This window comes from Streptomyces recifensis (assembly GCF_002154615.1).
In the GTDB taxonomy this organism is placed as follows: Bacteria; Actinomycetota; Actinomycetes; order Streptomycetales; family Streptomycetaceae; genus Streptomyces; species Streptomyces griseoluteus.
In genome coordinates this window covers 1-10,172 of record NZ_MUNH01000488.1, presented here as the reverse complement: position 1 = coordinate 10,172, position 10,172 = coordinate 1, and the positions used below count along the sequence as shown (strand labels likewise).

Annotated in this window: 6 protein-coding genes and 3 pseudogenes; 2 read left to right on the top strand and 7 right to left on the bottom strand. The window is 69.6% G+C overall.

The genetic code is table 11. The features are described from left to right. The 4 genes and pseudogenes from CCN33_RS31650 to CCN33_RS23610 form a co-directional block, all read right to left on the bottom strand. Nucleotides 1–274 (bottom strand): annotated as a pseudogene (locus tag CCN33_RS31650) (hypothetical protein); the annotation flags it as partial. Nucleotides 275–379: 105 nt separating this feature from the next. Continuing rightward, nucleotides 380–1,405: a hypothetical protein gene (locus tag CCN33_RS32545; RefSeq protein WP_086695515.1), complete on the bottom strand. Its 1,026-nt coding sequence runs from the start codon at nucleotides 1,403–1,405 to the stop codon at nucleotides 380–382. A gap of 253 nt (nucleotides 1,406–1,658) precedes the next feature. Beyond that, nucleotides 1,659–1,886, bottom strand: a complete 228-nt coding sequence (locus CCN33_RS23615; protein ID WP_341866590.1) for a hypothetical protein — start codon at nucleotides 1,884–1,886, stop codon at nucleotides 1,659–1,661. Nucleotides 1,887–2,198: 312 nt separating this feature from the next. Then, a pseudogene (locus CCN33_RS23610) lies at nucleotides 2,199–2,907 on the bottom strand (GntR family transcriptional regulator). Between the two features lie 174 nt (nucleotides 2,908–3,081). Here CCN33_RS23610 and CCN33_RS23605 point away from each other — a divergent pair. Further along, a pseudogene (locus tag CCN33_RS23605) lies at nucleotides 3,082–3,480 on the top strand (hypothetical protein); the annotation flags it as partial. Nucleotides 3,481–3,725: 245 nt separating this feature from the next. Here CCN33_RS23605 and CCN33_RS33585 read toward each other — a convergent pair. From CCN33_RS33585 to CCN33_RS23595, 3 genes are all read right to left on the bottom strand, one after another. After that, a complete protein-coding gene (locus CCN33_RS33585) occupies nucleotides 3,726–3,857 on the bottom strand; it encodes a hypothetical protein (RefSeq protein ID WP_279628197.1) in 132 nt (43 codons plus the stop codon). 375 nt (nucleotides 3,858–4,232) lie between these two features. Then, nucleotides 4,233–6,953: a pyruvate, phosphate dikinase gene (gene ppdK, locus CCN33_RS23600; protein WP_086695514.1), complete on the bottom strand. Its 2,721-nt coding sequence runs from the start codon at nucleotides 6,951–6,953 to the stop codon at nucleotides 4,233–4,235. A gap of 406 nt (nucleotides 6,954–7,359) precedes the next feature. Beyond that, nucleotides 7,360–8,580, bottom strand: coding sequence for an ROK family transcriptional regulator (locus CCN33_RS23595; RefSeq protein WP_086695513.1), 1,221 nt, complete (start codon nucleotides 8,578–8,580; stop codon nucleotides 7,360–7,362). 119 nt (nucleotides 8,581–8,699) lie between these two features. On the opposite strand from CCN33_RS23595, the gene CCN33_RS23590 reads away from it, so the two are divergent. Next, the gene (locus tag CCN33_RS23590; protein WP_086695512.1) at nucleotides 8,700–10,103 is read left to right on the top strand and encodes an MGH1-like glycoside hydrolase domain-containing protein; all 1,404 of its coding nucleotides are present in this window, start codon (nucleotides 8,700–8,702) and stop codon (nucleotides 10,101–10,103) included. Nucleotides 10,104–10,172: the final 69 nt, after the last annotated feature.

Genomic DNA, 10,172 nt, shown 5'->3' with positions numbered 1-10,172 from the left:
CGGGCGAGGCGTCGACGCCTGCGGCCGGGATGCGGACCCGCACGGGCGCGGACGCGGACAGCGGGGCCGGTGGGGACGCGGATGCGAGCGACGGCGGCGGGGCGGAGGCAGTGATGTTCGCTGCCGGGCCGTGTGCGGCGGGTGCCGGGGTGCCGGCGTGCAGGGCGATGACCGTCATCCAGCCGCCGACGGCCAGTGCTGCCGTCGCCGTGGCCGCGATCCAGCGCAGGCGGCTGCGGGAGGGCGGGGTGTCCTGAACTGGGTCCGCGTTCATCGGGGTTCCTCGGGGCTTCCTGGGCTGCGGCTGCGCTGCGGGGGACGCGGAAGGCGGGCCGCCGGTGACGACCGGTGGCCCGCCAGGTGCGGTGGTGCCGGGGGGTCAGACGCCCACGCGGCGGCGGCGCACCACGTGACCGAGGCCGATCGCACCGCCTGCGGCCAGGGCCGCGCCGCCCGTCAGGAGCGCGGTGTTCTGCGAGCTGCCGGTGCCTTCGGCGCCCGCGGCGACGGCGCCGGTGGGCACGACCTTGGTCTGCGTGGCGGTGGGGGCCTGCGCGGTGACGGTGCCGGTGTGCTTCGCGGTACCGGTGGTGGTACGGGCGGTGACGGTGCCGGTGTGCTTCGCGGTACCCGTGCCGGTGCCCGTGTTCAGGCAGCCCTTGGGGAGCTTCGGGAAGGGCGTCGTGCGCCAGGGCGAGTCGCCGCCCTGGTTGTTGTCGAGGAAGAGCGGGGCGGTGCTGTACGCCTTCTCGATCTTCAGGCCGTTGACGGTGTCCTCCGGGTGGCTGCGGTCCACGGAGGACACCGCGTTGCCCTCGTCGTCCTTCAGCACAGCCTTGGGGCCGGTCGAGAGGTCATTGGTCAGGTCGACCGTCCAGCCGCCGAAGCGGGAGGGGATCGTCTGCAGCACGGTGCACTTGCCGGTGACGGTGACGGTGCCGGTACCAGTGCCCGTACCGGTGCCGGTGTCCGACCCGGACCCCGTACCGGAACCGCTGTCCGTGCCCGTGCCCGTGTTCAGGCAGTCCGTCGGCAGGGCCGGGAAGGGGGTCGTGCGCCACGGCGCCGGGTCACCCTGGGAACGGTCGAGGAAGAGCGGGGAGGTGGTGTCCGCGTCCTTGATCCTGAGGCCGTTGGCGAGGTCCTCGGTGTGGGCACGGACCACGGTGGACACCGTCTTGCCGTTGTCGTCCTTCAGCACGGCCTTGGGACCGGCCGAGAGGTCGTTGGTCAGGTCGACCGTCCAACCGCCGAAGGCGGCGGGGATGGTCTGCGTCGCGGTGCAGTGCGTGTCGGCGCCGGACGGGCCGTCGGCGGCAAAGGCGACGGCCGGCGTGAGCAGGGCGCCGGCGAGGGCGGCGGTGGCGACGGCGGCACGGAAGGTGAGGCGGTGGCGCGCGAGCACGGCAGACATGGTGATCCCCCCCAGGGATGACAAGAGTGGTGTGGCAAGAAGATCGCACCGCGCGGTTTTCCGTCCGGCCCCCCGGCTCGGCCCTCGCTGTGTGCGATGTGCCCAGTGTGGCCGAGCACATGACCAGGACCGATCCGGGAACAGTCACCGGCGTGCAACAGCGCGACGGCTCACCTCGCCGGCCGCCAGGTCCACCCGGAGCCGGGACGGGCGATCAGGAAGGTTCCGTCGTACGGGCGCGCGATCAGCTGGTGCACGGGGTCTCCTCCGGCAGTTCCGCCCAGGTGTGCTGCTCGGCATGGTCGACGAACAGACAGCAGCTCTCATCGCCGCGCGCCGGGCAGTCCAGGAGTACGACGAGTTCCGCCTCACTCGTCCCGTGCCAGCGGAGGCATAGTGCGGCCCCGTACATGCCGTCGTCACCGAAGAGACCGAAGTGGTCACCGTCGTGCGTGGACAGTTGGCACTGCACCGCCCTCTCGACGTGATCAACGGCAGCTTCCCTCGGGCTTCCCGCCCCAAGTCAAGGGGCACCCTGCGCCAGTGAACGCACCGCATCTCGACTCCGTCCGGAAAGATTTGCCGGAGCGCCAGGGCACCCCCAACCGGAACCGTTCCGCCATGTGGCGATGCGGCTTGCGCCTCCAGATCGGACCGGTGGACCGGTCCGGTCAAGGATGAACCCGGGCTTGATAAACGGGGAAGTATGTCCCAGCAGCTCAGAGCACTTGATGAAGCATCAAGTGCCGGCGACACGAGATGGCGAGCTTTCGATGAGGTTCTTCTACATCGCGTAGGTGTCTACCTGTTCGAAGAGCGAGGCCGGAGTAACACCCTCCTCGCAGACCAGAGGCCGCCCCTCCTCGTCGCGCGCCGTGTGCAGGAGAACCGCGACAGCGCTGCCCTCCAAGACCCCCAACCGCTCCGCCTCGACCTCGGTGGCGAGCCGCACGGTGATCACGTCCACTCCTTCTGCCGAGAAACGCCCGGTCTGCCGGCGGACGTAGCGAGTCGTGCCCTCGGCGATGGGCGCGGCACCGGAAAGCCGGGGTGCCGCCTCCACGATCTCGGGAGGGAACCATGCCTCCACACAGCTATGGGCCCTCCCACCGGGGAGTTGGAGGACCCGGACGCGCCGAAGAGCCAGTACGCCGGGCGGCAGACCCAACGCCTCTGCGACGCGCGCGGGCGGTCGACCCAGTCGGGCACCCCGACCCGCAGGAAAGGCATCCCGCCGAGGATGCGCGCCGACCCGGCCCGACGGGCGCCCTCGCGGCGGGTGTCTCCGTCACCACGAAACCGGTCCCCTGCCTGGCCACCACGACGCCGTCGTTGCGGAGCACATCCACAGCCTTGATGGCGGTGGCCCGCGACACGCACCACTGCTCTGCCAGGTCTCGGCCGGACGGGATGGTCTGATCGGGGGCGAACTCACCAGCGGCGATACGGGCCCGAAGCGACTCGGCGATCTCCTCGTACTTCAGAACAGCCATGGTTTCCTCTACTTCGCACACTGGACTGGTCCACCGGTACGCACGGTACTGCGGCCATGTCGACTCCCGAACTGGCCCCGCCCGTAATGCGGTTCTACTTCTCCGCCGGTTTCTTCCCCCTGCGCCGGCTCGCGTGCTCGACGTGGGCGGGGGGGGGACCGGAATCCACGCCGCATGACGTACACCCATCTCCACACGGAGCCAATCCCCGATTCCGTCTCCAACATTCTTGAGACGGCCGTACACGACGGCGTGCGCGGATTTACCTTGCCCTATTTCCACAGGGCTGAGGAACTCGCCTCGGAGCTGGAGGCATCCGGACTTATTAATGTGCGTGTATTTGGAATCGAAGGGCCCGCATGGTCGCTGGTGAAGGCTGCTGAGCAGCAGCCCGGCGATGGGCCCACAGATGAGCTGATTGCATCCGCCACAGAGGGGGCACGCATGGCGGAACCGTACCCCGAATTGCTTGCCGCCAGTTCTCATCTTCTGGCCGTCGGGACAGCTCCATCAGCGTCAGCACCTGACATCAGCGCTGGCAAACTCGTCAAATATCATCTGAACTTTTCCTAACGCGACCACGGCTCTGGCTAGTATGAGTGCGATTCTCGCCCTGGCGTCCTCAGTAATTGGCCTAGTGCAGTCGCTGACTGGTAAGGGCTGACAGCACACCTGCGAAGCAACACAAGCGATTTCAGTTTTTGCCACTGATGATGCCTGATGTGGCAGCCACGCAGAACCCCCCGCCCGTTATTTCTGCATTGCTCCACATCGCCTCGGTTGAGCGCACCGCACGGCACAGGCGCCTGAAATAAGAACTAAAGAAAGCTGAGCGCCGATAAAACGGCGATACCGACGGGTCCTATGTCGACAGTCAGCCAACCTGCGATAGCGATTATGAAAGCAGCGATTCCCCAGTAACGCCAGATTTCATTCTTCTTCTTCGCCATGCAGGCGGACTGTACTCAACCGACGAAAATGATCACAGGCGTATGGACGGCGCCCAGGGTCACGGCCGGAGCGAAGGTCAGTCGACTGCCTTCGGCGGGGCAGCGAGCAATGCCGTCCGTTCACTGCGCCTGGCTCAGCCTGCCGGGAATCAACTCCGACAGAGGGCACAAGGAGGGCACAACAGTTCCGCGCAGGTTCAACGACAACCAACGCCAACTAACACCATCTGGCCTGGTCAGCGCCGCATCTTGACAGTCGCCCCACCCCATGCTCAAAGAGGCGGCACCCCCGCACAGGGTGCCGCCTCTCTTTTGGTGCCGGAGCCCGCCGGCGATCGGTGGTGAGGGTCGGGGACCGACGGAGGGCTCCGGGGATCAGCGGTGGTCGCTGCCCGTGGACTGCGTGGCCGCGCGGCCGGCCTCCAGGCGGGCCACCGGGATGCGGAACGGGGAGCAGGAGACGTAGTCCAGGCCGACCTCGTGGAAGAAGTGGACGGACTCCGGGTCGCCACCGTGCTCACCGCAGACGCCGAGCTTGAGGTCGGGACGGGTCGCACGGCCTGCCGTGGCGGCCGACTTGACCAGCGAGCCCACGCCGTCCTTGTCGATCGTCTCGAACGGGCTGACGCCGAAGATGCCCTTCTCCAGGTACGCCGTGAAGAAGGACGCCTCCACGTCGTCCCGGCTGAAGCCCCACACCGTCTGCGTGAGGTCGTTCGTGCCGAAGGAGAAGAACTCCGCCGCCTCCGCGATCTGGCCGGCGGTCAGCGCGGCGCGCGGCAGCTCGATCATGGTGCCGATGGCCAGCTTCAACCGGGTACCCGTGGCCGCCTCGACCTCCGCGATGACCTGGTCGGCCTCGTCGCGGACGATCTCCAGCTCCTGGACCGTACCGACCAGCGGGATCATGATCTCGGCGCGCGGGTCGCCCTTGGCGGTCTTGCGCTCGGCTGCCGCCTCCGCGATGGCGCGGACCTGCATGGTGAACAGGCCGGGGATGACGAGACCGAGGCGTACGCCGCGCAGGCCCAGCATCGGGTTCTGCTCGTGCAGCCGGTGCACCGCCTGAAGAAGGCGGAGTTCGTTCTCGTGCGGCTCCTGCCGGGACTCGGCGAGGGCCACGCGGACCGACAGCTCGGTGATGTCGGGCAGGAACTCGTGCAGCGGCGGGTCGAGCAGACGTACCGTCACCGGCAGCCCGTCCATCGCCTCGAACAGCTCCACGAAGTCCTGCTTCTGCAGCGGGAGGAGCTGCTTCAGCGACTCCTCGCGCTCCGCCTCCGTGTCGGCCAGGATCAGCCGCTCGACCAGCTCACGCCGGTCCCCGAGGAACATGTGCTCGGTACGGCACAGCCCGATGCCCTGCGCCCCGAACCGCCGCGCCCGCAGGGCGTCCTCGGCGTTGTCCGCGTTGGCCCGTACCCGCAGCCGGCGCTTGCGGTCGGCGAAGGCCATCATCCGGTGCACGGCCTCGACCAGCTCGTCGGCGTCGTCCGCGCCCGGGTGCATCCGGCCCTCGAAGTACTCCACCACGGGCGAGGGAACCACCGGCACCTCGCCGAGGTACACCTTGCCGGAGGAGCCGTCGATGGAGATGACGTCGCCCTCCTCCACCACATGGCCGCCCGGCACGATCATCCGGCGCCGCTTGGTGTCGACCTCCAGCTCCTCCGCGCCGCAGACACAGGTCTTGCCCATGCCGCGCGCGACCACGGCCGCGTGGGAGGTCTTGCCGCCGCGCGAGGTGAGGATGCCCTCGGCGGCGATCATGCCGTCCAGGTCGTCGGGGTTGGTCTCCCGGCGCACCAGGATGACCTTCTCGCCCGAACGGGACCACTTGACCGCGGTGTACGAGTCGAAGACCGCCTTGCCGACCGCCGCGCCCGGGGAGGCGGCGATGCCCCGCCCGACCTGCTCGGCCCGCGCCTCCTCGTCGAAGCGGGGGAACATGAGCTGCGCCAGCTGCGCGCCGTTGACCCGCTGGAGCGCCTCGGTCTCGTCGATCAGGCCCTGGTCCACGAGCTGGGTGGCGATGCGGAACGCCGCGCCCGCGGTGCGCTTGCCGACGCGGGTCTGGAGCATCCACAGCTTGCCGCGCTCGATGGTGAACTCGATGTCGCAGAGATCCTTGTAGTGGTTCTCCAGCGTCTCCATGATCTGCATGAGCTGGTCGTACGACGCCTTGTCGATGTTCTCCAGCTCCGCGAGCGGCACGGTGTTGCGGATGCCCGCGACCACGTCCTCGCCCTGGGCGTTCTGGAGGTAGTCGCCGTAGACGCCCTGGTGCCCGGAGGCGGGGTCACGGGTGAAGGCGACGCCGGTGCCCGAGTCGGGGCCGAGGTTGCCGAAGACCATGGAGCAGACGTTGACCGCGGTGCCCAGGTCCCCGGGGATGCGCTCCTGGCGGCGGTAGAGCTTGGCGCGGTCGCCGTTCCAGGACTCGAAGACCGCCTTGATCGCGAGGTCCATCTGCTCGCGCGGGTCCTGCGGGAAGTCCCGGCCGGCCTCGGTCTTCACCGTCTTCTTGAAGGCGGTGACGAGCTTCTTCAGGTCGGCCGCGTCCAGCTCGGTGTCGACCTGGACGCCCTTGGCCTCCTTGGCCTTCTCCAGCGCGTCCTCGAACAGCTCGCCGTCGACGCCGAGGACGGTCTTGCCGAACATCTGGATCAGGCGCCGGTAGGAGTCCCACGCGAAGCGCTCGTCGCCGGCCTGCTTGGCCAGGCCCTTCACCGACTTGTCGGAGAGGCCGATGTTCAGGACGGTGTCCATCATGCCGGGCATGGAGAACTTGGCACCCGAGCGGACGGAGACCAGCAGCGGGTCGTCGGCCTGGCCGAGCTTCTTGCCCATCCGCTGCTCCAGCGCGTCGAGGTGCGCACTCACCTCGTCACGCAGTGCCGGGGGCTCCTGGCCGCTGTCGAGGTAGACCTTGCACGCCTCGGTGGTGATGGTGAAGCCGGGAGGAACCGGCAGCCCGAGGTTGGTCATCTCGGCGAGGTTGGCGCCCTTGCCACCGAGCAGGTCCTTGAGGTCCTTGTTGCCCTCGGTGAAGTCGTAGACGAACTTCGCTACGTGAGGCTCTTTGTTTTCCGACACGGGTCTCGACTCCTTGAGGCCACGGTGGCTGCCCTGACGGCGAGGAACATACCCAGATCGAAGGCGCCTTGGTACGTCCAGTCGTGCGTCATAAGCCTGTAACCAGCCGTCTGCCACAGGATCTAAAGCAAAGGCATGGCAAGGCCAGGGCCACCCGAGTGTTCACTTCTTGAACGGAGGGGCGCACGATGACGCCACATCATGCTCATATGAGCGGTGATCGACACGATTGATTTCGATCATTGAACGCTGACAAGGTGGCACCGAGTGCCACCCCTTGGAGAAGTGCAGCCGCTCAAGATCCGCTCATCTGAGCGCGACCCTTATCAAGGGTGGCGAGAATCACGCTGCCACACGGCACCGGATTTCACCATGCGGACCCCGTTCCGGGCCGGAAACCCGGGCGTCACACCCCGAGCGCGGTGAGCCGTTCCTCCACCCGCTCCGCGGCGTACAGGTGCTCGACGACCAGCGCGCCCGCGCCGATCAACCCCGCCCGCTCCCCCAGTTTCGCGGTGAGGACGTCGAGGTGGGCGGTGGAGCGGGGCAGCGCCCGCTGGTAGAGCAGTTCGCGCACCCCGGTCAGGAAGGGCGTCCCGGCGAGGTCGCCCGCGATCATCAGGACACCGGGGTTGAGCAGCGTGACGACGGTCGCCAGTACGTCCCCGACCCGGCGCCCGGCCTCCCGTGCCAGGGCCGCCGCCTCCGGATGCCCGGCGGCCAGCAGGTCCCGTACGTCCGACCCCGAGGCGGCCGGCACGCCCGCCTCCGTCAGCCGGCGGGCCACCGCGCCACCGCTGGCGACGGCCGCGAGACAGCCGTACGAGCCGCAGCGGCACAGTGCCTCGGTGCCGACCCGGATGTGCCCGAGGTCGCCCGCGCCGCCGTCCACACCCCGGTACACCGCGCCGTCCACCACCACCCCGGCGCCGATGCCGGTAGAGACCTTGACCAGTACGAACGCCCGGCAGTCCTGGTACCCGGTGCGCTGCTCCCCGTACGCCATCAGGTTGGCGTCGTTGTCCACCAGTACCGGGACCGGGCCGCTACCGGTGTGCTCGGTGAAGGCGCGGGAGAGGCGGCCCCGTATGTCGTAGCCGTCCCAACCGGACATCATCGGCGGCTGGACCACCCGCCCGGTCTCGCTGTCGACCGGGCCCGGTACACCGAGCCCGATGCCGCAGACCGCCCCGGGAGCGTGACCGCTCTCGGTGAGCAGTTCCGCGAACCAGCGGCCCAGGCCGTCCAGGACCGTCTCGGGGCCGTCCTCGACCACCAGAGGGCCGGAGCGTTCGGCGAGGATCTCGCCGGTCAGGGTGAGCAGGGCCGCGCGGGCGTGCCGGGTGTCCAGGTCGGCGGCGAGGACCACGGCGTGCGAGCCGTCGAACTCCAGGGTGATGGCGGGGCGGCCGCCGAGCGGGGAGTCCACCGGGCCGCCCGCGCCCTCGCGCAGCCAGCCCGCACGGAACAGCCGGTCCAGACGCTGGCCGACGGTGGCACGGGAGAGGCCGGTCATCTGCTGGAGCGCGCCGCGTGTGACGGCCCGTCCGCTGCGCACCAGGTCGAGCAGGTCACCGGCGCTCGTCTGAGCGCCGCCCCTGGCCGTCCTGCCGGGCTTTCCGGTCATGCCACCCCCTTGTGTTCCTCAAGTTTGCATTACATATTGAGTTTTGCGTGTTAAATAGACGTAACCCTGCGATAGACACAACCGAACCAGGTCGGCCGGACGTCTTCGGGGAGCCCCGAGTGGATCGCACTGCCCAGCTCACAGCTCGTGCCACCGGGCGCGGGATCGTGTACGACCCGCTCTCCACCGCGCCCTCGGCGGCATCACTGCACGTCAGGGCCGCTCGCGTGCTGGCGGCCAACTGGACGGGCACCTCTACGGTCCCCTCCCGGCACCTGTATCCGCACCAGTGGTCCTGGGACTCGGCCTTCATCGCCATCGGGTTGCGGCACCTGTCGCCGCTGCGGGCGCAGACGGAGCTGGAGACGCTGCTCGCGGCGCAGTGGGGGGACGGGCGGGTGCCGCACATCGTCTTCTCCCCCTCCGTACCGCTGGACGCCTACTTCCCGAGCCCCGACTTCTGGCGCTCCTCCTCCGCCGGGCGGGCCGCGGGCGCCCCGCGCACCGTACAGACGTCCGGCATCGTGCAGCCACCCGTGCACGCGCTGGCCGCCTGGCTGGTGCACCGGGCCGATCCCGGCCTGTCCTGGGCGCGCGGCTTTCTGGGGCGGGTCTATCCCCGGCTGGCCGCCTGGCACCGCTATCTGCTGCGCCGCCGGGACCTGGGCGGGGGCGGGCTGGTGTCGGTGGTGCACCCGTGGGAGCAGGGCATGGACAACAGCCCCTGCTGGGACGCCCCGTTGGCCCGCGTCGCCCCGGCCCCGGCCCGCTCCTTCCGCCGTGCCGACCTCGACCACGGCGCGCCCGAGGACCGGCCGACCGATCTGGACTACGGACGGTACGTGCGCCTCGCGGCCGACTACCGGGACGGTGCATACGCGGACGGCGACGGGGAGTTCACCGTGGAGGACCCGTCCTTCAACGCCCTGCTGATCGCCTCCGAGCACGCACTCGCCCGCATCGCCGCCGAGTTGGGCACCCCCGGCACCGCCCGGCACGCCCGCGCCGAGCGGCTGACCGAGGCCCTGGTGGAGCGGCTGTGGGACGACGCGTCCGGGATGTTCCTCTGCCGGGACCTGCGCGGCGGGACGATCCACGAGCGGAGCGTGTCGGGCCTGGTCCCGCTGCTGCTCCCCGGCCTCCCCCGCGAAGTGTCCGGCGCGCTGCTGGACACCCTGCGCGGACCGCACTTCGCCGCGCGCACCGGGCTCGTACCGAGCTACGACCTACGGGGACCGGCGTTCGAGCCGAACCGGTACTGGCGGGGGCCAGCCTGGTTCAACACCGCCTGGCTGGTGGAGCGCGGCCTGCGCACCCACGGGGAGAAGGCGGCGGCCGACGCCCTGCGCACCGCCTTCCTGCGCGCGGCCGGGGACTCCGGGTTCGCGGAGTACGTCGACCCGGACACCGGCGAGGCGTGCGGGGCGCCGGGGTTCGGCTGGACCGCCGCGCTGACGCTGGACCTGCTGCACGACATGGACGGGGCTATGGGGACAGGGGAAGAGGGAGGGGACCGGGGATGAATCAACTGCTCGTACGGGGAGCCACGTTCGCCGCCGTGGGCGACCGGGGCGACATCAGCGGGGTGCGCG

Excerpts from the sequence above, each read along its gene's own strand:
- CCN33_RS23595 (WP_086695513.1), bottom strand. The coding sequence starts at position 8,580 with ATGACCGGAAAGCCCGGCAGGACGGCCAGGGGCGGCGCTCAGACGAGC.
- CCN33_RS33585 (WP_279628197.1), bottom strand. The coding sequence starts at position 3,857 with ATGGCGAAGAAGAAGAATGAAATCTGGCGTTACTGGGGAATCGCTGCT.